This is a genomic window from Myroides sp. WP-1 (assembly GCF_014145635.1).
GTDB lineage: Bacteria > Bacteroidota > Bacteroidia > Flavobacteriales > Flavobacteriaceae > Flavobacterium.
On record NZ_JACHTC010000001.1, the window covers coordinates 329897 to 355336 of the forward strand.

Annotated in this window: 18 protein-coding genes and 1 riboswitch; of the genes, 5 read left to right on the plus strand and 13 right to left on the minus strand. The window is 36.8% G+C overall.

From position 1 onward, the window contains the following. Positions 1-3: 3 nt before the first annotated feature. The 12 genes from H4K33_RS16500 to H4K33_RS01555 all read right to left on the minus strand — a co-directional run bounded on the left by H4K33_RS16500 (position 4) and on the right by H4K33_RS01555 (position 18464). Positions 4-4266, minus strand: coding sequence for a hypothetical protein (locus H4K33_RS16500; protein ID WP_255493516.1), 4263 nt, complete (start codon positions 4264-4266; stop codon positions 4-6). 633 nt (positions 4267-4899) lie between these two features. Further along, positions 4900-6159, minus strand: a complete 1260-nt coding sequence (locus tag H4K33_RS01505; RefSeq protein ID WP_182646730.1) for a tetratricopeptide repeat protein — start codon at positions 6157-6159, stop codon at positions 4900-4902. 21 nt (positions 6160-6180) lie between these two features. Further along, a complete protein-coding gene (gyrA, locus tag H4K33_RS01510) occupies positions 6181-8724 on the minus strand; it encodes a DNA gyrase subunit A (RefSeq protein ID WP_182646731.1) in 2544 nt (847 codons plus the stop codon). Between the two features lie 194 nt (positions 8725-8918). Continuing rightward, complete coding sequence (locus tag H4K33_RS01515; RefSeq protein WP_182646732.1) at positions 8919-9716, minus strand: ABC transporter substrate-binding protein; 798 nt, start codon at positions 9714-9716, stop codon at positions 8919-8921. Further along, complete coding sequence (gene pyrF / locus H4K33_RS01520; protein ID WP_182646733.1) at positions 9710-10534, minus strand: orotidine-5'-phosphate decarboxylase; 825 nt, start codon at positions 10532-10534, stop codon at positions 9710-9712. Before pyrF ends, H4K33_RS01515 begins: the two co-directional genes overlap by 7 nt. Positions 10535-10591: 57 nt before the next feature. Beyond that, on the minus strand, positions 10592-11665 hold the full coding sequence (prfA, locus tag H4K33_RS01525) for a peptide chain release factor 1 (protein WP_182646734.1): 1074 nt from the start codon (positions 11663-11665) through the stop codon (positions 10592-10594). 94 nt (positions 11666-11759) lie between these two features. Then, positions 11760-12368 (minus strand): YceI family protein, encoded by a 609-nt coding sequence (locus tag H4K33_RS01530; protein ID WP_182646735.1) that lies wholly within the window; start codon positions 12366-12368, stop codon positions 11760-11762. Positions 12369-12636: 268 nt separating this feature from the next. Beyond that, positions 12637-14109 carry an aminoacyl-histidine dipeptidase gene (locus H4K33_RS01535; protein ID WP_182646736.1) on the minus strand — a complete coding sequence of 491 codons (1473 nt, stop codon included), beginning with the start codon at positions 14107-14109 and terminating at the stop codon, positions 12637-12639. Between the two features lie 142 nt (positions 14110-14251). Next, positions 14252-15094: a DMT family transporter gene (locus H4K33_RS01540; RefSeq protein ID WP_182646737.1), complete on the minus strand. Its 843-nt coding sequence runs from the start codon at positions 15092-15094 to the stop codon at positions 14252-14254. 141 nt (positions 15095-15235) lie between these two features. Further along, positions 15236-16243 (minus strand): hypothetical protein, encoded by a 1008-nt coding sequence (locus H4K33_RS01545; RefSeq protein WP_182646738.1) that lies wholly within the window; start codon positions 16241-16243, stop codon positions 15236-15238. Beyond that, positions 16230-16826: a nicotinamide riboside transporter PnuC gene (pnuC, locus tag H4K33_RS01550; RefSeq protein WP_182646739.1), complete on the minus strand. Its 597-nt coding sequence runs from the start codon at positions 16824-16826 to the stop codon at positions 16230-16232. Before pnuC ends, H4K33_RS01545 begins: the two co-directional genes overlap by 14 nt. A gap of 25 nt (positions 16827-16851) precedes the next feature. Next, positions 16852-16961: riboswitch (TPP riboswitch) on the minus strand. A gap of 87 nt (positions 16962-17048) precedes the next feature. Further along, positions 17049-18464, minus strand: coding sequence for a PLP-dependent aminotransferase family protein (locus H4K33_RS01555; RefSeq protein ID WP_182646740.1), 1416 nt, complete (start codon positions 18462-18464; stop codon positions 17049-17051). Between the two features lie 85 nt (positions 18465-18549). Here H4K33_RS01555 and H4K33_RS01560 point away from each other — a divergent pair, with 85 nt between their 5' ends. Next, positions 18550-19425, plus strand: a complete 876-nt coding sequence (locus H4K33_RS01560; RefSeq protein WP_220485279.1) for a DMT family transporter — start codon at positions 18550-18552, stop codon at positions 19423-19425. A gap of 36 nt (positions 19426-19461) precedes the next feature. Here H4K33_RS01560 and H4K33_RS01565 read toward each other — a convergent pair whose 3' ends face one another. Further along, complete coding sequence (locus H4K33_RS01565) at positions 19462-20820, minus strand: MFS transporter (RefSeq protein WP_182646742.1); 1359 nt, start codon at positions 20818-20820, stop codon at positions 19462-19464. A gap of 205 nt (positions 20821-21025) precedes the next feature. Between H4K33_RS01565 and H4K33_RS01570 the strand changes: the two genes are divergently transcribed. The 4 genes from H4K33_RS01570 to lpdA all read left to right on the plus strand — a co-directional run bounded on the left by H4K33_RS01570 (position 21026) and on the right by lpdA (position 25349). Further along, positions 21026-21949: a helix-turn-helix transcriptional regulator gene (locus tag H4K33_RS01570; RefSeq protein WP_182646743.1), complete on the plus strand. Its 924-nt coding sequence runs from the start codon at positions 21026-21028 to the stop codon at positions 21947-21949. Between the two features lie 129 nt (positions 21950-22078). Then, positions 22079-22672 carry a TetR/AcrR family transcriptional regulator gene (locus H4K33_RS01575; protein ID WP_182646744.1) on the plus strand — a complete coding sequence of 198 codons (594 nt, stop codon included), beginning with the start codon at positions 22079-22081 and terminating at the stop codon, positions 22670-22672. 92 nt (positions 22673-22764) lie between these two features. Then, positions 22765-23928, plus strand: a complete 1164-nt coding sequence (locus H4K33_RS01580; RefSeq protein ID WP_182646745.1) for a thiolase family protein — start codon at positions 22765-22767, stop codon at positions 23926-23928. Positions 23929-23945: 17 nt separating this feature from the next. Next, a complete protein-coding gene (gene lpdA, locus H4K33_RS01585) occupies positions 23946-25349 on the plus strand; it encodes a dihydrolipoyl dehydrogenase (RefSeq protein WP_182646746.1) in 1404 nt (467 codons plus the stop codon). Positions 25350-25440: the final 91 nt, after the last annotated feature.

A 25440-nucleotide genomic window follows, 5' to 3' on the forward strand; every position in this document is an offset into this window, starting at 1 on the left:
AAGTTAGTTTTTTTGCATTAAGTCCAAAATCAATCGCTCTAGTTGCTCTATTTTGTGCACCATTTCTTGATTTTGTTGTGCGGTTTGTGTTTGAAGCTCCTGATTGCTTCTTTCTAACTGTTTAATTTTTAATTCCTTTTCTTCTAACTCATTTTTTTGATCAATGATGTGTAGATACAATTCTTCTGTTTTTTCAAGTAATTGAATAGACAATTCCGAAATGTTTATCGCATACCCTTCATCTGACTTGGTTAATTCGTGAATCGGAGTGATTCCTGGTAAGTGTCGATTCTCTTTAATATATGCCTCAACAGCATCTAAGCTCTTGAAATCATACTCGTATTTTAGTGATGAATAACCATCAAAATAATGATCAAATACATAATCTGCATAGTAACTATTGATCGCAGAAATGCTTCCGTTTACTCTTAATCTTTCACCTGGAGCACCAGAAGGCTCGGTGAATCCAATTCCAACCCACCCTTTGGTATATATGTCTGCGGTATTTGAAGTAGCTACTTTTTGCGTTGTTGTATCGTACCAAGGGTGCTTGTTAATTGAGGCTAATTCAATCTTATGAATGCTCTTGTTCTCGTCTGTAAACAACAAACTATTTGTACTTGGATCAAATTCTAATTTGGTTAATGATTCTGCATCCCCAACTAAATCAGTTAATTTGAAGACACTGCTAACTCCTTCTTCATCAGTATATCTCAATACGTGATCTATGGGATCATACGTTAGTGTTGTTAATGTCTCATTTCCTTTTACTAGTACATTGATATCAATCGGATGTAACGTACCTTTTTCATCTTTATAAGTCAATGTGTACAAATCAAACTCCTGTCCGTGTTCATCAGTTTCTTTGGTAACTACATTTTCAAGACTTGTCAATGTTTCATACAGGCGTACAGCCTTACCTAAATCAATAACTTGCTTGTTGTCTTGATCATCGTAGTAGTAGAATTGATTATTCACAACATCATAGCTAACATTGCCATAAGTGTGTTCTAACTCTTTGATAATGTTCTCAATAAACTCGTTGTTATTTGTAATCTGATTGATGAAATCAATGTTATCTCCTAGTTTGGTGATGAACTCCTGATTCTCAACCAATTCCGTTACAAAAACATCATTATTTGCGATTACTTTTCCTAAGTCATCAATTGATACGCTAAACGCAGTTCCTTCTGTATCAACAATCGTTAAATAATCAGCGTTTACAGTAAAACTCGCAATCTTTGTATTGCCTAACAGATCCCAGCTAATAGTCACGGGTTGACCATTTTCGTTATAGTAAAAGAAAGAATTACTAACGGTATCAAAACCTACGTTTCCGTATTTTCCCTTTAACTCGTTGATAATGTTCTCAATAAAATCGTTGTTATTTGTAATCTGATTGATGAAATCAATGTTATCTCCTAGTTTGGTGATGAACTCCTGATTTTCAACCAATTCCGTTACAAAAACATCATTATTTGCGATTACTTTTCCTAGGTCGTCAATTGATACGCTAAACGCAGTTCCTTCTGTATCTACAATCGTCAAATAATCAGCGTTTACGCTAAAACTCGCAATCTTTGTATTGCCTAACAGATCCCAGCTAATAGTCACGGGTTGTTCATTTTCGTCATAGTAAAAGAAAGAATTACTAACAGTATCAAAACCAACGTTTCCGTATTTTCCTTTTAACTCTTTGATAATGTTCTCAATAAAATCGTTGTTGTTTGTAATCTGATTGATGAAATCAATGTTATCTCCTAGTTTGGTGATGAACTCCTGATTCTCAACCAATTCCGTTACAAAAACATCATTATTTGCGATTGCTTTTCCTAAGTCATCAATTGATACGCTAAACGCAGTTCCTTCTGTATCAACAATCGTTAAATAATCAGCGTTTACAGTAAAACTCGCAATCTTTGTATTGCCTAACAGATCCCAGCTAATAGTCACGGGTTGACCATTTTCGTTATAGTAAAAGAAAGAATTACTAACGGTATCAAAACCAACGTTTCCGTATTTTCCTTTTAACTCTTTGATAATGTTTTCAATAAACTCGTTGTTATTTGTAATCTGATTGATGAAATCAATGTTATCTCCTAGTTTGGTGATGAACTCCTGATTTTCAACTAACTCCGTTACAAAAACATCATTATTTGCGATTACTTTTCCTAAGTCATTAATTGATACGCTAAACGCAGTTCCTTCTGTATCTACAATCGTTAAATAATCAGCGTTTACAGTAAAACTCGCAATCTTCGTATTGCCTAACAGATCCCAGCTAATAGTCACGGGTTGACCATTTTCGTTATAGTAAAAGAAAGAATTACTAACGGTATCAAAACCAACGTTTCCGTATTTTCCTTTTAACTCGTTGATAATATTCTCAATGAATTCATTGTTGTTTGTAATCTGATTGATGAAATCAATGTTATCTCCTAGTTTGGTGATGAACTCCTGATTTTCAACTAACTCCGTCACAAAAACATCATTATTTGCGATTACTTTTCCTAAGTCGTCAATTGATACGCTAAACGCAGTTCCTTCTGTATCTACAATCATCAAATAATCAGCGTTAACAGTAAAACTCGCAATCTTCGTATTGCCTAACAGATCCCAGCTAATAGTCACGGGTTGTTCATTTTCGTCATAGTAAAAGAAAGAATTACTAACGGTATCAAAACCAACGTTTCCGTATTTTCCCTTTAACTCTTTGATAATGTTCTCAATAAACTCGTTGTTATTTGTAATCTGATTGATGAAATCAATGTTATCTCCTAGTTTGGTGATGAACTCCTGATTTTCAACTAATTCTGTTACAAAAACATCATTATTTGCGATTACTTTTCCTAAGTCATCAATTGATACGCTAAACGCAGTTCCTTCTGTATCTACAATCGTTAAATAATCAGCGTTTACAGTAAAACTCGCAATCTTTGTATTGCCTAACAGATCCCAGCTAATAGTCACGGGTTGACCATTTTCATCATAGTAAAAGAAAGAATTACTAACAGTATCAAAACCTACGTTTCCGTATTTTCCTTTTAACTCGTTGATAATGTTCTCAATAAACTCGTTGTTGTTTGTAATCTGATTGATGAAATCAATGTTATCTCCTAGTTTGGTGATGAACTCCTGATTTTCAACCAATTCCGTTACAAAAACATCATTATTTGCGATTACTTTTCCTAGGTCGTCAATTGATACGCTAAACGCAGTTCCTTCTGTATCTACAATCGTTAAATAATCAGCGTTTACGCTAAAACTCGCAATCTTCGTATTGCCTAACAGATCCCAGCTAATAGTCACGGGTTGACCATTTTCGTCATAGTAAAAGAAAGAATTACTAGCGGTATCAAAACCTACGTTTCCGTATTTTCCTTTTAACTCGTTGATAATGTTCTCAATAAACTCGTTGTTATTTGTAATCTGATTGATGAAATCAATGTTATCTCCTAGTTTGGTGATGAACTCCTGATTTTCAACTAACTCCGTTACAAAAACATCATTATTTGCGATTACTTTTCCTAAGTCATCAATTGATACGCTAAACGCAGTTCCTTCTGTATCTACAATCGTTAAATAATCAGCGTTTACACTAAAACTCGCAATCTTTGTATTTCCTAACAGATCCCAGCTAATAGTCACGGGTTGACCATTTTCGTCATAGTAAAAGAAAGAATTACTAACGGTATCAAAACCTACGTTTCCGTATTTTCCCTTTAACTCGTTGATAATATTCTCAATGAATTCATTGTTGTTTGTAATCTGATTGATGAAATCAATGTTATCTCCTAGTTTGGTGATGAACTCCTGATTCTCAACCAATTCCGTTACAAAAACATCATTATTTGCGATTTCGCTTATTGCAAGATAAATGCTGTGATTTTCTGTATCTGTGATAATTAACGATTCTTCGTTGTTTCTGTTTGGATTAGCACCAATTGTAAAGGTATTATTCATACGATCCGTTACAGTATCACCAGAAAGAAGAGGTGTCCAAGTATTATTTCGCCAATAATAGAATCCAGGCTTAATATTATTCTCACCTGTATGATAAATTAACAAACTTTCAATTTTTTCACCTTTGATCGGTTCAAAATTTGTCAAGTCTACAAGTTTAACTCTAGGGATCAGTACCCCTTTATGATCTGCAAGAATTTCTAATTGTGCTGAACTTGCAGCTCTCTCAGTACCAATACCAACTTGTGCCATTGCTGCACCACTAAACATAAGTGCAAATAGAGGAATTACTTTTCTTTTCATAATTTATAACTTTTGGGTATATAACATTTAAATATTATACTCCAACAAAGCTACAACCATTTAATATTTAATAACATTAAAAGAAAATTATTGCAAATAATAACATTTTATAACACAATTAATGATTTATAATTTCATAAATTATGTAAAAAAAACATTAAATAAAAAGTTAAGAGTATTATAAAATTTCGCAAATAATCATGTTACCTCACCTTAGACCTTACAAATTTGGATATAGCCATTCAGGTAGAAGTTGTGCTAATAATCGAATCGCAAAATGAGTATAAAAATTTTATTAAAATAAAATTAATTTTCCTCAGGTCACTTTTTGTGGATTTTAACACAAACTGAGAACTAGGAGCCCCAAAAAAGGGAGGTAAGCTCACAAAATAAAATAATTCGAGCAAAAAAGGCGTTATATCTTCTCATTACATGAAGAAAAGCTAATAAGTAGAAAATAATACACTTTTTGAAAATATTGCATAAGTAATTTACCTATACATGCATGTTAAGCGATTTACTTAGCCATTTTGACCTGTAAATTAGGCGAAAAGCAGAACAAATGAAATGCAAAAAAAAGAGGCAGAAACATGCGTTTCTACCTCTTACTATTTAAACAATTGATTTGTTCTATTATTTAGCTTCTAAAGCTTTTAATTTATCATTCATCTCAAGTGCTCTATAAATGTTTTTCAACGTATTGATTGCCTCATCATTTGTAGGATTAATAGCCAATACCTTTTCTAAATCATTCATTGCATCGCGATAAAGTGCTTTTTTCTCTTTTTGCAATTGCTCATATTTTTTATTATCAGCAGCAGACATTCCCAAGCTATTCATTTTGTTGGTAATTTCTTCGTCTGGTTGCAATTTAATGAAAGCCATGTTTAAGTATGCGTTCTCATTTTTAGGATTGATGCGAATTGCTTGCTCATAGTATTTTTTAGCATCTTCTACTTTACCTGCTTGGTAACTCGTAACACCTAAATTATACAATAAAACGTCGTCATTCGGGTTTTTAGATAAAGCTTCTTTTGCGATCTCCTCGTATTTCCCCATGTTGTTAGACTTTAAATACAGATCCATTTGTGTCAACATTAAGTTGGTATCATTAGGATTTGATTTTCTAGCCTCAATTACTGCTTTTTCAGCCTCGTCATATTGTCCTTCTTGGTAATAGATCAACGCTAAGTTTTTGATAATTTCAGGACGTTTAGAATCTTCTTTTACAAATTTAGGATCGCTGTGAGAACCTTGTTTCACAAGTACATCTCTCATCTTAGCATCTTTCCCAAAATTTTGTACCTCTCCTGTTGCTTTATCTACAGCAGTATAGTATGATTCATTTCCGTTGTATCCTAAATCAATCAACTCCTTATAATACGAAGTTGCAGTACCATAATCTTTTGAACTAATTGCTGTTGAAGCTGCATAGTATAAATAGATCGTATCTTGTTTATTGATATCGTACGCTTGCTTGAACTTTTTAGTAGCTCCTTTATAGTTTGATGAGTTATTATCCTCAATCGCTTTGTTGATTACTTTTGACGCAACAAGACCTAATTCTTCATTTGCTTGTTTAGCAAATTTATTATTCTTGTCAATCGCTTCAATTGCTTTATACGCACTTACCATTTTATCTACGTTAGCATCAAAATCTTGATTTTTCTCGATTTGTTGGTAAGCTAAGTTTGATTTTAAATAGTAATATTGAATTTTTTGCTCATTAGTTGCTGCTCCTAATACTGCTTCAACTGCGTTTAATGCTGTTGTAGCTTCAGTAACATTACCTTTTTTTACAGCTTTCTCAGCGTCTTTTAACTCTTTCTTTTGAGCCATAGATAGCCCAGAAATCATTAGGGCTGCCGCTAAATAAACATATTTTTTATTCATAACTCTGTCGTTTTTATTGTTTTATTCTTGATCTTGATCTTCTTCTGTTTCTTCGTTTACCTCTTCAGTAACATCCAATATGGTTCCATCAATTTCCACGAATTCTTGGTCTTGTTCATCTTCATCCTCCTCTTTCATCACCTTACAAACTGCAGCAATTGAATCATTTCCTTTGATGTTAATCAAACGAACCCCTTGTGTAGCACGTCCCATTACACGTAAATCAGATATACGCATGCGAATCGTTAAGCCTGATTTGTTGATAATCATTAAATCATCTGCATCAGTAACCACGTTAATTGAAACCAATAATCCAGTTTTATCACTGATATTCATGGTTTTAACACCTTTACCTCCACGGTTTGTTTCACGATACTCTTCTAAAGCAGAACGCTTCCCATATCCATTTTCAGAAACAACTAATATTTCGCTGTTCAAATCACTAACAGATACCATTCCGATTACTTCGTCTTTTTCATCTGCTAAAGTAATTCCGCGAACACCAGAAGCCGTTCTTCCCATTGGACGAGTTTTCTCCTCATCAAAGCGAACTAATTTACCCGATTTCACAGCAATTAGTACTTTACTCTTACCGTCTGTTAATTTTGCTTCTAGTAATTCATCATCTTCTTTGATGGTGATAGCATTAATTCCGTTTTGTCTCGGACGTGAATATTGTTCTAAAGGTGTTTTCTTCACTTGACCTTGCTTTGTCGCCATGATCACATAGTGATTATTGATGTACTCTTCATCTTTCAAATCTTGAGTACAAATAAACGCCTTCACTTTATCGTCATTCTCGATATTAATCAAGTTTTGAATTGCACGACCTTTACTTACTTTAGTACCTTCTGGAATTTCGTAAACTCTCATCCAGAAACACTTACCTTTTTGAGTAAAGAACAACATATACTGGTGGTTGGTAGCCACGTACATATGCTCTAAGAAATCTTGATCTCTTGTTCCTGCCGACTTTTGTCCTACTCCTCCTCTATTTTGAGTTTTGTATTCAGAAAGCGGTGTACGTTTGATATATCCAGCATGTGAAATAGTAATTACTACTTGTTCATCTGCAATAAGATCTGTAATACTCACATCTCCACCTGCATATTCAATGATTGAACGACGTTCATCACCAAATTTATTTTTTACTTCTGTCAATTCTTCTTTAATCAAGTTCATTCGCATTTCTTTGCTTGCTAATAACTCTCTTAAATGATTAATTAACGTCATAATCTCTTCGTATTCCGCGCGTAATTTATCTTGCTCCAGTCCAGTTAACTGACGTAGACGCATTTCGACAATAGCACGTGCTTGAATTTCTGACAGTGAGAAACGCTCAATTAATTTAGCTCTTGCTTCATCCGCATTGCTAGAAGAGCGAATCAAGGCAATTACTTCATCAATATTATCTGATGCAATAATTAATCCCTCTAAAATATGTGCGCGTTCTTCCGCTTTTCTCAATTCAAATTGCGTACGTCTAACTACCACATCGTGTCTGTGTTCAACGAAGTGATAAATTAACTCTTTAAGATTTAAAGTTTGTGGACGTCCGTCAACCAATGCGATATTATTCACACTGAACGACGATTGCAATTGTGTATATTTATAAAGTGTATTTAATACAATGTTTGGAATAGCATCGCGTTTTAAAACGTAAACGATACGCATTCCCTTGCGATCAGATTCATCACGAATAGTTGCAATACCCTCAATTTTCTTTTCGTTTACTGCTTCTGCCGTTTTCTTGATCATTTCGGCTTTGTTCACTTGGAACGGAATTTCCGTTACAATGATACACTCTCTTCCATCAACTTCTTCAAAACTGGCTTTTGCTCGCATAACAACACGACCACGACCTGTTTTGAATGCCTCTCTAACTCCTTCATAACCATAGATAATACCTCCTGTTGGAAAGTCAGGTGCTTTGATGTGATTCATCAATTCGTCAATCTCAATATCGTTATTGTCGATATAAGCTAATGTACCATCAATGACTTCTGAAAGGTTGTGTGGTGCCATGTTGGTCGCCATACCAACAGCAATACCTGAAGCACCATTAACCAATAACGTAGGAATACGCGTTGGCATTACTTTTGGTTCTTCTAAAGTATCGTCAAAGTTTAATTGAAAATCAACAGTTTCTTTATCGATATCGGCAAGAATCTCTTCAGACATCTTCTTCATTCTAGCCTCTGTATAACGCATTGCTGCGGGGCTATCTCCATCTACAGATCCAAAGTTACCTTGTCCATCTACAAGCAAATAACGCATGCTCCAATCTTGAGCCATACGCACCATGGCGTCATATACAGAACTATCACCGTGTGGGTGGTATTTACCCAAAACTTCCCCTACAATTCTGGCAGACTTTTTATGTGCTCTATTAGACATCACGCCTAACTCATACATACCAAATAACACTCTACGATGCACAGGTTTTAAGCCATCTCTAACATCGGGAAGTGCTCTAGACACAATCACAGACATTGAATAATCAATGTAGGCTGATTTCATCTGTTCCTCAATGTTAATAGGAATCAACTTTTCTCCTTCAGACATAAGTATATTAAATTTAAATTGTCATTATTAAACGTGCTAATATACAGATTTTATCGCGTTTTTCCATACTTAAAAGGCATGAAAAACACCTTTTTTTTAATAAATATTGTTTAAAAAAGAAATGTTCAACTCCAAGTGCTATATTGCCCTAGACCCCTACAAAAAAATCCCATCAAAAGTGATGGGATTTTTTGTTATAATCGATTGTGTATCTGTTTAAAATAATCAAAAGCCTTTGCTACGGATGTTCCATACCAGGAAAACATTTCTCCTTCAACAAAGATCGTTTTTCCGTGATGTGTAAAACGCCCTATTTCAAAAGCATCTTCTTCTTGAAAAGCATAGGGAACCGAAGGCAAAAAGACCAACTCAGGATCTCCTTGTATTCGAATCTTTTTAATCTCCACTTCGGGATAAGTCTCTACTCGATTCGCGTAGACATTCTCGAACTGATTTAAGGTCAACATTTCTTGTATAAACGTCCCTTCTCCAGCTACTGTATGTGGATCTTTTCCTACAAAGTACGCTACTTTATAACCGGGTTTACCGCTTACAAAATCCATCAAATCTCTTTGACCAAATTGTATTTTATCTATCCACTTACGCGCTTCTGTACGCTTATTAAACAATTGCCCTAAAGCTTCTATCATTTGAATATTTTGATCCATTGTACGGACATCTGAAAGCCATACGGGACAAATTCCCTGTAGTTGTTCAATTCCCTCAATAGTATTCTCGTCTACATTAGCAATAATAACGTCAGGATTCAACAACTTAATCTGTTCGACATCTACCTTTTTGGTTTCTCCAACTTTTGTCTTCGTTACTTTCAAGTGATATGGGTGTATACAAGCCGTTGTAATCCCCACTAATTCATCCTCAAGTCCCAAGTCAAAAAGCGTCGCTGTAAGCGATGGAACTAATGAAACAATGCGCTTTGGCGTATGTTCAAACTTGTGTTCACGACCAAGCTGATCCTTTAGTATTAGCATAATTTCTCTTTTAAAATCTCTTGCATTTCTCTTTGCATCTTCAAGGCTTCTTCTCTAGCTTTTTCTGCGAAATCTGCTTGATTTGATGCATATATAATCCCTCTTGAAGAATTGATCAACAACCCTACATTGTCTGCTAAACCATACTGACAAACTTCTTTTAAACTACCTCCTTGTGCACCTACACCAGGCACTAATAAGAAGCTATTAGGCACCACTTGACGGATATCTTTAAAATACTCTGCTTTTGTAGCTCCCACCACGTACATTAACTGATCTGCGTTTTTATATTGCTGGGAAGTTTGAATTACTTTTTTATACAGCGGTTCGCCTTCTATCATTTGTGTTTGAAAATCAAAAGCCCCTTCGTTTGAAGTCAACGCCAACAAAATAGTGTGTTTGTTCTCAAAAGCCAAAAAAGGTTCAACAGAATCTTTTCCCATATAAGGAGCAACAGTAACGCTGTCAAAAGCCATATCTTCAAAGAATGCTTTTGCATACATCGAAGCAGTGTTGCCAATGTCTCCTCGTTTTGCATCTGCAATGGTAAAAAGTGTGGGATAATTCTCTTTGATATAAGCAATCGTCTTTTTTAATGATTCCCACCCTTGTATTCCATAAGCTTCAAAAAACGCAATATTGGGTTTATAAGCTACGGCTAAATCATGAGTGGCATCAATAATAGCCTTGTTAAAACTAAAAATAGGATCCTCTTCTTCTAACAAAAAAGCGGGAATTTTAGTCAAATCAACGTCTAAACCTACACATAAAAATGATTGCTTACGCTGAATTTGCTCTAGGAGTTGTTGTGTTGTCATGCTTTACTATTTGAAAAAAACCACACTGCCTAGTGTGGTTTCTCTTTATCTTGCGGTTTAATAAACTTCGCTTTCTTTTAATTTCTCTGTATTACTTACCAACTGTAGTTCTTCTACAATTTTTTGAATCCCTCCATTCATAACACCATCTAAATCATATAGCGTTAATCCAATGCGGTGATCTGTAACACGTCCTTGTGGATAGTTATACGTTCTAATTTTTGCAGAACGGTCTCCACTACTTACCTGAGAATTACGTTTCTTCGCATCTTCTTCTTGCTTTTTCGCCAATTCCATTTCATATAAACGCGAACGCAATACAGATAAAGCTTTGTCTTTATTCTTGTGTTGTGACTTTTCATCCTGACATTGCGCTACTAATCCTGTAGGAATATGCGTCATACGCACTGCAGATTTAGTTGTATTTACCGACTGTCCTCCAGGTCCTGATGAACAGAATAAATCAATACGCACATCATTCATATCGATATGAACGTCAAACTCTTCTGCTTCTGGCAATACCATTACCGTAGCGGCCGAAGTGTGCACACGTCCTTGTGTTTCTGTCTGAGGTACGCGTTGTACACGGTGAACTCCAGCTTCAAACTTCAACGTTCCGTAAACATCTTCTCCTGTTACTTCGAAAATAATTTCTTTATAACCTCCGGAAGTTCCTTCGTTAACGTCTACTACAGAAGTTCTCCATCCTCTTGACTCACAGTACTTCGTATACATTCTGAACAAATCACCAGCAAAAATACTAGCCTCATCACCTCCAGTACCAGCGCGAACTTCAACCATTACGTTTTTCGCGTCTTCTGGATCTTTCGGGATCAAAAGAAACTTAATTTCCTCTTCCAATTCTGGTAAACGACCTTTCGCTTCATCCATCTGCATTTTGGCCATTTCAACCATTTCAGCATCGCTTCCATCGGCTAATATTTCATTAGCTTCGGCTATATTTCCTGTCAGATTTAAATACTCCGCGCGTTTTTCAACTAGCTGTTTTAAATCTTTGTATTCTTTGTTTAATTGAACATAGCGTTTCTGATCAGCAATAACATCTGGTTGAATAATCAAATCAGAGATTTCGTCAAAACGTTGTTTTATAATTTGTAATCTATCTATCATATCTTGAAAAGAGATAATTTAATTGGATTGCAAAGTTAAAAAAAAAGAGGAATATATCCGCATATTCCTCTTGATTTCGTGTATTTATCTCTATTTATTTTTTAATCTCTACTGCGATATCAACATCTGACCATGTTTTCCCTTCGTGCAAAGCATTACAAGCTTCATGTAAGGCATTGAATGCGTCTTTTGCTGTAAAATCTGCTAAAATATCAATTGACCCATTTAATTTCACTCCGTTTTCTGTTGCAACATAAGTAAATTCTTTTTCTTTTGTCACACCGTTTAACGTTAAGTTTACTAAAACTTTTCCGTCTTTAAATTCACCAAAGAAACCATTGATATTACCAACTAGTTTACTAAAAAAGTTCAAACGCAAAGTCTCATCTCTTGCAGGATCTCCAGTACTTGCAGAACTCGTTACAATAGCAAACTGAGCCCCTTTCAACCCTTCTTCTAATGTAGCAGCCTCTTGATTTACCTCAGCTAATTTTATCTCGTCGAATGTTCCTTTCACCCCTACTTTTGCAGGTGTTTTGAATGCAGTCCATTCTACAGTATACGTCAATTCTTTTTGTTTAGGCGCTTCTGTTGTTTGTTCTACTGCTTGCTCTGGTGCCGCAGGTGTATCTGTTGATTTTTTATCTCCACATGATATAGCAACGAAGCTTACTAAAGCCAAGGCTAAGATAGATTTTTTCATAATGTTTTTGAGTTTTGTTTTTTTTTCTTAAAGCAACTAAAGTACAAAAAGCATTTTACAATTCAGCTTCTTCAAAAATTAAAATTTCCTTAAAAAAGTTAAGAACTCTTCTTGCTTTATCCATCATATATCCAAGTCATTACCGTTTATTCGCAATTATAAAACACATTGTCAGTATTTCAACCATACGTGAAACTACGATAAAGCCTTAACAAAAAAAAGCAGTAAACGATGGTTTACTGCTTTCCTATCTTGAAGATCTAATTACTTAGTTTTTTACTGGGATCTGTTTTAAAATCTCTAAAACAAAGTTCCAGAATTTTTGTAGTGATTCGATGTTTGCACGTTCTGCAGGAGAGTGAGCTCCTTTGATTGTTGGCCCAAAAGAAATCATATCCATTGTCGGATAATGTGTTCCTAAGATTCCACATTCCAAACCTGCGTGACATGCCACAACATTAGGTTTCACTTGGTGTTGTTGCTCGTAAATATCTACAAGCACATCCAAAATTTCCGATTCAGGATTTGGACTCCATCCTGGGTATGAACCTGAGAATTCAACTTCACATCCCATCAATTCAAAAGCAGAGCGCAAGCCATTCGCTACGTCCATTTTAGATGACTCTACGGAAGAACGCGTTAAACACTTCACACTCAACTGTCCATTTCCTACTTCTACTTTGGCAATATTATTTGATGCCTCTACTAAATCATCAAAATCAGGACTCATACGGAATACACCATTATGAGCTGTATACATTGAGCGAACAAAGAAATACTGTGCCATGGATGGCATTACTTTTTTCGGAGTTTCAGCAGGATCTAATTTGTCAAAAATGATTTCTAAGTCAGGATCTACTGTATGTAATTCTGCTTTGATTTCCTCGACAATTTGAGTCATATCATACACAAACGCTTCGTCGTACATTTGAGCAATTACAACTGTTGCCACGCTTTCACGTGGAATAGCATTGCGCAAGCTTCCTCCTTTTATCGTCGCAATTTGCAGACCAAAATTATCAAAAGAATCAAACAATAGACGATTCATGATTTTATTGGCATTCCCCAATCCTTTGTGGATATCCATTCCCGAATGTCCTCCATTCAATCCTTTTACAGTAATTCTATATCCTACTGCATTTTCTGGTGTATCTTCTTCATCGTATTCTGCAGTAGCAGTTACATCAATACCTCCAGCACATCCGATATCAATTTCATCGTCTTCTTCTGTATCAAGATTTAAAAGGATTTCTCCTTCTAACAATCCACCTTTTAAACCTTTAGCTCCTGTCATTCCCGTTTCTTCATCAATCGTGAATAAAGCTTCAATTGCCGGATGTGGAATATCCTTACTCTCTAGGATTGCCATAATAGTAGCAACTCCTAATCCGTTATCTGCACCTAAAGTTGTTCCTTTTGCACGCACCCAACCGTCTTCAACATACATTTCGATACCTTGAGTATCAAAATCAAAATCAGTGTCGTTGTTTTTTTGGTGAACCATATCCAAATGCGATTGCATAACAATCGTTTTTCTGTTCTCCATTCCCGCTGTAGCAGGTTTTTTGATGATTACGTTTCCTACTTCATCTTGGATTGTTTCTAGTCCTAATGACTTTCCGAAGTCTACCATAAACGCAATTACACGTTCTTCTTTTTTAGATGGACGCGGTACTGCATTTAAATCAGCAAACTTATTCCATACTTGTTTAGGTTCTAAGTTTCTTATTTCTTGGTTCATAATTTCAATATAGATTCTTATTATTCCTTGTTCTTCAAAGGTAAACTATTCTCTTTAAAAATGAGGCACTACATGCGATTTTGTTCCTAACGGTTCGTTTACTTCTCAAACAAACATAAAGTAAAACATCAAACAAAACAACCTAACTTACTTTAGGAGAGGTTATTGTAGTCCCTATACTTGCAAAAACGACACAAGCTACTGACAGCCATTGTACAATAGTTAAAGCTTCTCCCAAAAACAACAAACCACTTAATGCAGCGAAGGCAGGGTGTAAACTCGTTAAAATACTAAAGCTCTTAGCAGGAATGCGTTTCATTGCAACTAAGTCGAGCGTAAATGGCAAGGAGCTAGATAAAATAGCAACGGCTAATCCCAAAAAGAAATACGGCCATGTCAGGTGGATCAATCCTCCTGACGCAATACCAAAAGGGACAATAATCATAGCTGCAAACAAAGTTCCGATAGACACCGCGGTACGACCATCGATTAGCTGGGTTACTTTACTGCCCATAACAATATAACCTACCCAAAACATACCTGCCATAAATGCCATTCCCAACCCAAGTAAATCCACGTTATCGCTCTTCCAAGGTACAATTAATAAAATTCCAATACACGCCAATAAAGCCCACAGCACATCCAATACTCTTCTAGACAAAAACAACGCTAAAAGCAAAGGACCAACAAATTCAACCGTAACTCCCAATCCTAAAGGCACTCGTTCAATGGCAAAGTAAAAGAGTAAATTCATCCCCCCTATGCTACATCCGTATCCTAAACAGCAGAGCCATTGTTTTTTATTTAATGATTTTAGATTCGGTCTATTAATAAGTAGCAGTAAGATAGCTGATAGACCAATGCGCAAGGAACTTGCACCAGCTGGTCCTAAGACAGGAAACAGCCTTTTTGCTAATGACGCACCACCTTGAACACACATAATAGAGGTTAAAGCAGCCGAAATAGCAGTTCTTTTTTCACTCATTTCAAACGATTAAACACCTAAACATTACGCCTTACAAGGGCTAAAGTTTATATTTCTCGCAAAAGTACTGCTTCAAACCAACTATCGCAATGGAAAAAACGTATTTATTTTAGTAGAAAAGCGCATTATACACAAAAAAATCTAGGGTGTTCTAAAATTGGCGTGTTGCGTTGCTGTAAAGAAATCGCAAAAAATTTGATAGATTGGTTGATCGACTTGCGTGCCTTTAATCCCCAATTGAACATAAACCTGTGTGAGGTATAAAGTTAGTCGCTCTACCAACTCAACGCCAAAACGATGAATATCGTCTTCAAGTTTGGGTGAGACAACAGCACCTAGAGCCAATACTTGTTCTATTTGACTTGCATACTTCAACGTTTGTTGCCATGATTTTTCAATTTCCACTATTGCCTCTACTGACTTAGCGTGTATTACATGCTTTTGCGCCTCTTCCATGAAGTGATGGGCCATTCCTATATAATTAACCAGTAAAGTTAGATCAGCAAAAACGCGAAAGGGAATTTTCGTTACGATATCTTGCGTATAAAATGTATCATATACAAAGTGATGATCTGCAGGAATAGTCACCTGCTCGACTTGAAAAGAGAACGTTCCAGTTGCCTTCATTCCCATTGATTTCCAATTGGCAATAACCGTTACTTGATCTTGTGCTACAATGAACGAGCGAACCACAGGATTTCCCGTGTCATCTAACAACTGCTTTCCCTGTTTCAATACATGTGCATTGAGTGTAAAGTGACTCAAATAGGGAGCGCCCGTAGCATAGTGCCATATCCCATTTATTGTATAACTACCATCCTCTTGTTCATCCGCTGTTCCGCCAATCATACCACTTCCGCCAAAACAAGTGCGTTCCTTGCTAAACAGTTGCTTCGCGATTTTTGGTTGCATATTGCGAGAAAAATAATTAGCTCCGGAACACAAGGTCAACATCCAACCTAAACTCCCATCTATCTTCGCCCATTCGTACAAATGTGAGAGTCCTGTTACAAAATCACATCCCAATCCTCCATACGTTTTTGGCACCCAAATTTGCAGCCATCTTTTACTGTAAATATGTTCAATGACGGATTGCTGAATAGCTGTTGCTCCGTGCATAGCCTGTCTTAGTTCACTAACCTCTAACATAGCGCTCTTCTTTTAAGATTCGACTCCATTTCACATACCCTATAACGGCAATGGTAAACAAAAACAAAGTTAGCCCTGCATAGAGGTATAGATTTTTATGTAACATCAGCGGAATGGAAATCAAATTACTGATATTCAACAGAATCCAATTTTCGATTTTGCGTTTTGCCATTAGCCACATCCCTGCCCAAGCAAAAGCACTCACCAAGGAATCCCAAATAGGAACATCCGAATCTGTATAATGTGTGAGAAAAAACCAAAATAAACCAAATGTAAAGGTGACAATCCCTAAAACAATGAATTTCTCCTGAGAATTTGTTGTAGAAATATGCGCTTCTTCTTTTTGTTTACCGTATTTCCAAAAAAGCCATCCATAGATACTCATCACTAAATAGTAGAGATTGAGGGCAAATTCAGCATAGAGCTTAGCCACGATCATGACGTAAAGCGTCAACGATATACCAGCAATACCAAATAGATAGTTATTGGAATTATTTCTTGAAGCAAGTACGACTTGAATCATAGAAAAAATGACACCGAGCCATTCGGTCCACGTAGTTTGTTGTAAGATTTCCTGCATCATATTAACTTAACTAAAGTAAATGATGAGATGATAAATGGTTGATCCCTACGCTAGCATTACCTAGATCAGGTGCGGAAACAAGTTCCAGGGTATCATCTCAGCCACATCGAAATGTAGCACCCCTTTCAAGACGCAAAGTTGACATTTTTTTTTGACACAAAAAAATTTGATCACGCTTCCGCCTACCTTATGCAGTAAACAACAAAGAGACAACAACTTATATCAAATCGCTTGCAAACTCAATGCTCCGACGCGTTTCAATTTCACTCGTACTTCTTCCGTCCAAGGCAGACCTATACTCACTCGAATACAATTCTGAAACTGTCCTTGTACGGTAAACATTCGTCCTGGTGCAATACTAATTCCCTCTTTAATACATAAATCGTATAGTTTGAGTGTATTGACGTCTTCTTGAAATTCTACCCATAAGGACAATCCTCCTTCAGGACGAGTAACTTTTGTACCTTTAGGGAAATCATGGATAATTACAGCTAATATTTTTTGATAATTAGCGTATAAATTTTGTCTCAATTTGCGCAGGTGCTTCTCGTATTTTCCCGATTTCATAAAATTCGCTACTGCTTCTTGTACAATAGCAGGAGATGAAATGGCGTGAATGAGCTTTTGTTGCATCACCTGTTCTTGATATTTACCTGCGCTCACCCAACCTACCCGATATCCTGGCGCTAGTGTTTTAGAAATAGAACTACACCACAATACATTGCCTGTTGTATCAAAAGCTTTACAACACATGGGACGTTTTCCATTGAAATTTAAGTCGCCATATACGTCATCTTCAATTAATGGAATGTTGTGTTGCGCTAGTAACTCAACAATTTTTTTCTTATTTGCTGTTGGCATACAGCTTCCAAAAGGAGTATTATAATTGGAGATCAACAAACAGATATCAATGGTTGAACAAGCTTGTTCTAATGCATCGATCTTAACACCTGTAACGGGATCAGTTGGCAACTCCACTACGTTGAATCCTAAATCGAGTGCCAATTGAAATATACCTGGGTAACAAGGACTCTCAATCGCAACAGTATCTCCTGGTTTTCCCAATGCCAACAGACACAGAGATATCGCGTGTATACTGCCATTTGTTGTAACGATATCATCCTCTGTCAAATTTCCTCCCCAATGCAAAGAACGAGAGGCTATCATTCGCCTTAAATTGCTATTTCCTCTAACTGATTCATAATCCATCCCACCATATGTCAGCTGTTTCGTCGCCTGAATGAGTTCTTTTTTCATTTGAACACTTGGCAAAAACTCACCATAAAGCGAATTAAACGAGAACAACGTCAATGCTTCGTTCCCCATATGAGCGTATACCTTATTAATAATCTTCTTTGGAACATCAATATCCGCTAAAGGCGTTGGATTACTCGCTTGTGGTAGAGGCAAATCTGCGTAATTAACATGACTCACAAAATACCCCGATTGGGGAACAGCTAATACCAATGATTCCGATTCTAGTTCCAAATACACGCGTTTTGCAGTATTCATACTAATGTTGTGCGTCTTACACAATGCGCGAATCGAAGGTAAACGATCTCCTTTTTTTAGTACTCCTTTGCGGATTTGAGATCCAAGATTTTCTGCTAAACGCAAGTAGATGTATTTCTCATTCATATCGTAAACTGTAACCATTCAAATATACAAAACTGCGACTGTATTGGTTGTTAAATTCACCCTACTTTTGAAAAAAATAAATAACATGACTACAGCTACAGTAACACAGACCTCAAACGGATGGACAAACGGATTAATTGGTGTACTTTTATTTAGTGGATCTATGCCTGCTACAAAAGTTGCTGTATTGAGTTTAGATCCTGTTTTTGTAACCTTAGTACGCGCCTTAATTGCAGCTCTTCTTGCTGCACTCTTTTTATGTTATAACAAAGTTTCTATACCAACCAAAGTAGAATCAAAATCACTCATACTTGTTTCTATTGGTGCAGTGATTGGCTTTCCTCTTTTATCTTCTTTAGCCTTGCAGCATATGACTGCCGCAAGATCTTTGGTTTTTGTGGGAACGCTTCCCTTGAGTACAGCTATTTTTGCCGTTTTACGTGGCAAGGAAAAACCAAAGCCTCTTTTTTGGTTATTTGCTTTATTAGGTAGCGCACTTGTTGTAGGTTTTGCCTATGCCCAACATGCGACCAGTTCTCTTACAGGTGATTTACTCATGCTTGCCGCTATCATATTGTGTGGTTTGGCTTATGCAGAAGGTGCTGTTTTAACTAAAAATATGGGAGGTAGTCAAGTGATCTCTTGGGCTATCATCTACGCTCTACCGCTCTTGATTCCAGCAATCTTCTTTTTTATTCCTTCTAACCTACACCATTTGCAAACTGACACTTGGGTTAGCTTACTTTATTTGGGAACCATGAGTATGTTTACAGGATTTATCTTTTGGTATAAAGGATTAGCACAAGGCGGAATTGCCACTGTAGGACAACTTCAATTGCTTCAACCTTTCTTTGGTTTGGCACTTGCAGCTTTTTTCTTGAAAGAGCACATTTCACTAGGTATGCTCGCAGTTACCTTAGGTGTAGTTGGATGTGTAGCAGCTAGTAAAAAGTTTGCGTAAGCTGTTTCTGGGTATTCACTGACATCCCTCCTTCTTTCACTTCATTTTTTGAGCCAAATAAATAGCCAGTAACAAGAAGAAACAGATTAACCCTAAAACGATACCAAAGGCGAATGTGTAACTTTGTATTTTGACTAACGCAAAAAACACACTTCCTAAAGCAGCAACCCCAAAAGCGGAACCAATTTGTAACCCACAATTAACAATTCCAGAAGCTAAACCTGCAAACTGAATGGGAATTTGACTCAAACTAAGGCGCACAACTGAAGACAATGTCAGTCCCATACCGCAACCTATCACAAATAAATCAAACGCAAACAACAACGGGTGATAGTGATATAGTGTAGCCCACAGCAGAATAAAGCCCGCTACATACACCCAAAGGCCTACCGATAAAATTGCTTCGCGTATATAGTTACTCAATATTGAAGAACACAAAGACATTACAATAAAACCAACGCCGAAGGGAATAATTGCCTGGCCTGCTTCCATGCGTGTCCAATGCCATTCTTGTTGTAAAAAAATGCCAAAAACTAAATAAAACACACCACTAGCATAGTAGAGAAAACTAATAATGACTCCTATTTTTAACTTGCTAAATTGAAAAATATCAAAATCGATAAGTACACTTTTTGCTTGTTGTTTTCTCTTTTGTTCCAATCGAACAAACAAGTAGATCAATAAACAGGCACTCAATAGATAACCTCCTGTTTCCAGAGTAAAACCACGTTCAATAAGGGTAGTTAATGGATAAATAAAACTCATCAATCCCAAGCTAAGCAATAAAGTTCCTTGATAGTCGATCGAAGCTACTTGATTCACTTCTTGCTTAGGCAAAGCGACAAACCCTAAACCGAAAGCCAATAGCCCAACAGGAACATTGACTAAAAAGATAATTCTCCAACCCAAATCGAAGAGATTCCATTCGATGAGTAAAGCACCTAGAAATTGACCTAAAGCAGCGGCGATTCCAAAAGTAAAACTATACAAAGCCATTACCCATCGCTTTTCTTTATCATTGAATAATCCATGTACAATTGCTAATACTTGTGGAATCATAATAGCACCAGAGACCCCTTGTCCAATGCGTCCGATGATCAGTAACATTGCTGACTGTGCCACTCCACACAGTACCGAAAAGGAAATAAACCCTAAAAGCCCAAGTAGAAATATTTTTCTTCGTCCATATATATCACCTAATCGTCCACCGGATATTTGAAATACCGCATACGCACAGGTATAAAAAGAAACAATCATCTGCAATTCACTGTTTGTTGTTTTTAGCGATTGTTGCATCGAAGGCAATGCCAAATTGACAATGTAAAAATCGAGGGGAGATAAAATCGTCGCTAGGAGTAAAATAAACAGAATAACCCATTTGTCTTTTAAAATCATGTGTTTTGTTTTTTCGAAGGAGTCTATTATACAAGACCTTCAATTAATTTGTACAAAACTCCGAAAGCTTTCGCGTTTGGAAACAACGTCAAAAGAAGCATAAACAACGTCAAAAGAAGTATTCAGGAGCAACATAAGATTAAATTTGAATACCTTATTTATAATCAATATAAATACGTATTTTTACAAGCTAAAACATGCGTCTATGTTCCCGTCAACACAACAATCTATTTTCTCTTCGTCTACTTCTTCATTGCTTATAGAACAGCATCATATAGCAGGTCAGAACTACCAGATGGATATTTCGGTTATACAAACACCCCTTGCCCGAATCAAACATGGTATGTATACAGCTGAAGAGGAATTCTATCATGAGGTACTGCCAACAAAAGCATCCATCCTCAGTTGCAGTTGCCTATACGGAAGCAGTTTAACATTAAACCACGACAACCTCAATATACAACAACAAGGCTCCTTATTATTCCAAGAACAAGCAGTTCCGTATCAACATTTGATGCAACCAGATAAAAATAAAAAAGGAGAATTCTTGGAAATTGCAGTAGACCAAACTTTTATTACCACGTTATTCGCTGAAGAAAAAGATTATCTTGGGGAACTATTGGGAAAGAAATCATCTAAACTGAGTTTTAACCTAAATGTACAAAGCCTACAAGTACTGCATCAAATGATTGCCAATCCTTATCAAGGTAAGTTAGCTCAACATTATTTGGACAATAAAATTGAAGAGATGTACTTGCTGCAGTATGCGCATTGGTCTTATCAAAAAAAGCAACAATCCTCCCCACTTCACAAAAGAGACGAAGAAGCAATTCACGAGGTAAAACGCCTAATCACCACCCATTACAACACCAACTTCACTTTAACAGAACTTGCTCATAAAGTGGGGATTAACCAAACCAAATTAAAGCAAGGGTTTATGTATTTGTTTGGAACTACTACCTTTAAATACATACACGATTTACGCATGCAAAAGGCTTTAGAAATGATTCAAAGTCAAGCATATACCATTTATGAAATTGCAGAATTTGTCGGTTATAAACACAGCCATCACTTTACAACGGCTTTTAAAAAATACTACGGAAAAGTGCCTACACAGGTGAAGACCTAGCTATTTTCGTTACTATCCTATTCCCCTATTTGAATTCAAGCCTTTAAAGTTTTAACTCTTTTTAATATACCGATTGGTATTTTTATTTTACCTTTGATCAATCAAGTTGAAAAAAACAAGTGATAAGCAATGAGTAAAGCCGCTAAAACCAAACAGTTTATCATAGAAAAAACAGCTCCTTTGTTTAATACCAAAGGATATGCTGCTACTTCTATATCAGATCTCACAGCCTTAACAGGTTTAACTAAAGGTAGTATTTACGGTAATTTCAGCAATAAAGATGAAGTGGTTGTTGAAGCTTTCTTGTATAATGTAGCGATAATAAAAAGAGAAATCCACAAAGCACTTACTCAAGGTAGCAACCCTAAAGAGGCTTTACTTAATTTTGTAGATTTTTATCGCAACTATTGGGAGAAACTCATCGCTTCAGGAGGTTGTGCCTTACTAAATGCAGCGACAGAAGCAGATGATCATCTTCTGTTTCTCAAAGCCAGTGTACAGCATAATTTTACTCTGTGGATTAATCGTCTTGCAGGAGTTATTGAAGAAGGACAAAAAGAAGGTTTTTTCAAACCCAATATTAGTCCGACTGACTTTGCTTCCACTTTCGTCATGCTCGTTGAAGGAGGAATCTTACTCTCCCGATCTATGGGAAACAAGAAGTATCTCGACCTTGCACTGGATCAGATCACTCATATTATCAACAAGGAAATAAGCAACTAACTCTCTAAAGTCATTGGATTCGCATTTGAATGACTTTTTTTACCAGCAAAAATATACCGATCGGTATTTTATTAACCTAAAAGATTTGAATTATGAAAGATGTATTTATTGTAGCAGCCAAACGCACTCCAATTGGTGGTTTTCTTGGCAGTTTACAACCGTATCAAGCTCCAGCACTAGGGAGTTTAGTAACACAGGCTTTGTTAGCTGAATTGGCCTTGCCTCAAACGGCTATTGATAGTTTGTATATTGGAAATGGCGTTAGTGCTGGTTTGGGGCAAGCTCCGGCAAGACAAGTTGGAATCCTATCAGGCATTCCCAATACCACAGATGCCACAACCATCAACAAAGTATGTTCTTCGGGCTTAAAAGCCGTGTCATTAGGGGCGCAACAAATTCAATTGGGACAAGAACATGTAGTACTTGCAGGAGGAATAGAAAGCATGAGCAATGTTCCTTTCTATTCTTTTCATCGTCAGGCTCATAAATTGGGTGACTTAACGACCATTGACGGATTATTAAAAGATGGGTTAACTGATGCTTATGCCCATTGCCATATGGGAAATGCAGCAGAAATCGGCATTCGTCATTTCAATTTTACTCGGGAAGAGCTTGATCAATACGCACTCCGTTCGTATGATAAAGCACAACGAGCAACGGAAGCAGGAAAATTTAAAAATGAAATTGTTCCGATACCTTCCACTTCCACAAGTGTCTTAGACAAAGACGAGGATATTTACAAGGTAATTCCTGAAAAGCTACCTCAATTGCGCGCTGTTTTTGAAGAGGGAGGACGTTTAACTGCTGCGAATGCGAGTAACTTAAATGATGGAGCTGCAATACTTCTGCTGGCTTCTGCTGAGGCTGTTGAACAATACAAGTTAACGCCACTTGCTAGGATTATTTCTTATGCTGATGCGGCTCAAGATCCACTTTGGTTTACGACCGCTCCTGCCCTTGCTATTCCCAAAGCGATGGAGCGCGCAAAATTAAACCTGAGTGACATAGATCTATTCGAGGTCAATGAGGCTTATGCTTCTGTGCCTTTATCGATAAGTAAACTTTTAGATATTCCGATGGATCGCATGAATATTTATGGTGGTGCAGTAGCTTTAGGTCACCCCATTGGTGCTTCGGGTGCACGCATCTTAGTGACGCTCACTCATGCACTTCAACAAGAAAACAAACGCTATGGCGTCGCTGCCATTTGCAATGGCGGTGGCGGTGCTACAGCAATGGTTATTGAAAAAGTATAATAGAAATCACTAAAACAATGGAAAAATTTGACCTCGTAGTTATCGGATCAGGTCCTGGTGGCTATGTAGCTGCTATTCGAGCAGCTCAATTGGGATATAAAACAGCACTCATTGAAAAATACAATACATTGGGGGGAACGTGCACCAATGTTGGATGTATTCCTACCAAAGCGTTGTTAGACAGTACACATCACTATGCGGATATCTTAACGAAGTTTAGCAAACAAGGTATTGAAATTCAAGGGGTACACTTGAATTTCAGCCAGATGTATCAAAGAAAAGAAGAGGTCATTCAGAAGAACACCCAAGGGTTGACTTTTTTAATGCAAAAAAACAAGATTACTACGTTTTATGGGATCGCTTCTTTTACTAGTAATACCACGCTTACCGTAACAACATCAGAGGGAGAAGTAACGCAAATAGAAGCAACTAAAATCATTATTGCCACGGGGTCTAAGCCTGCTACTTTACCTGGTGTAGTACTAGATAAAAAGCGAATTATCTCCTCAACAGAGGCGTTAGCATTAAAAGAGCAACCTAAAAAATTGGTTATTATTGGTGGTGGCGTTATTGGGGTAGAAATGGCCTCAATCTTCAATCGAATTGGCAGTGAAGTTACTATTATTGAATATGCGCCTTCTTTACTACCTACCATGGATAGAGAATTGGGCAAAGCCTTACATAAAATACTAAAAAAGGAAAACATTGACATTCTATTAGAACAAAGTGTATATCAAGTTGAAAATCTAGGTGATCATGTAGCGTTAAAATTCAGAGATAACCAAGGCAAGGAACAACAAGTAGAGGCAGATTATGTACTCATGGCGGTAGGTCGACGTCCTTATACAACGGGTTTAGGTTTAGCCAATACCACTGTTACATTAGATTCAAGAGGTTTTATAGAAACCAATGCTCAATTGCAAACGAATGCTCCTACTATTTTTGCTATTGGAGACGTTATTGGAGGTGCAATGTTAGCACATAAAGCGGAGGAAGAAGCTGTTTTTGTAGTAGAGACCATCAATGGTCAAAAGCCTCATATCCAATACAATCACATTCCTAGTGTAGTCTATACTTGGCCAGAGGTCGCTTCTGTTGGAGCAACTGAAGAGGAGTTGAAACAAAAAAACATCGCTTATCAGGTTGGAAAATTTCCTTTTGCTGCCAATGCTCGTGCTCGTGCTTCAATGGATACGGAAGGATTTGTCAAAGTACTCGTAGATCCTAAATACGGTGAAGTACTCGGCGTTCATCTTATTGGTGCACGTGCAGCTGATCTAATAGCTCAAGCCGTAGTAGCCTTGGAATACGAGGTAACCGCTAAAGATATGTTCTCCCTCTCGTATGCACACCCCACTTTCTCAGAGGTTTTTAAAGATGCATATCGATTGGCTTTTGGCCAACCTTCAATTAATATTTAATATTTCACAACAAAAAAGCGCACCTTGCATGCAAAGTGCGCTTTTGACGTTAATTATATTCCCCTACCAAGTAGGAACTAGTAACCCCTCA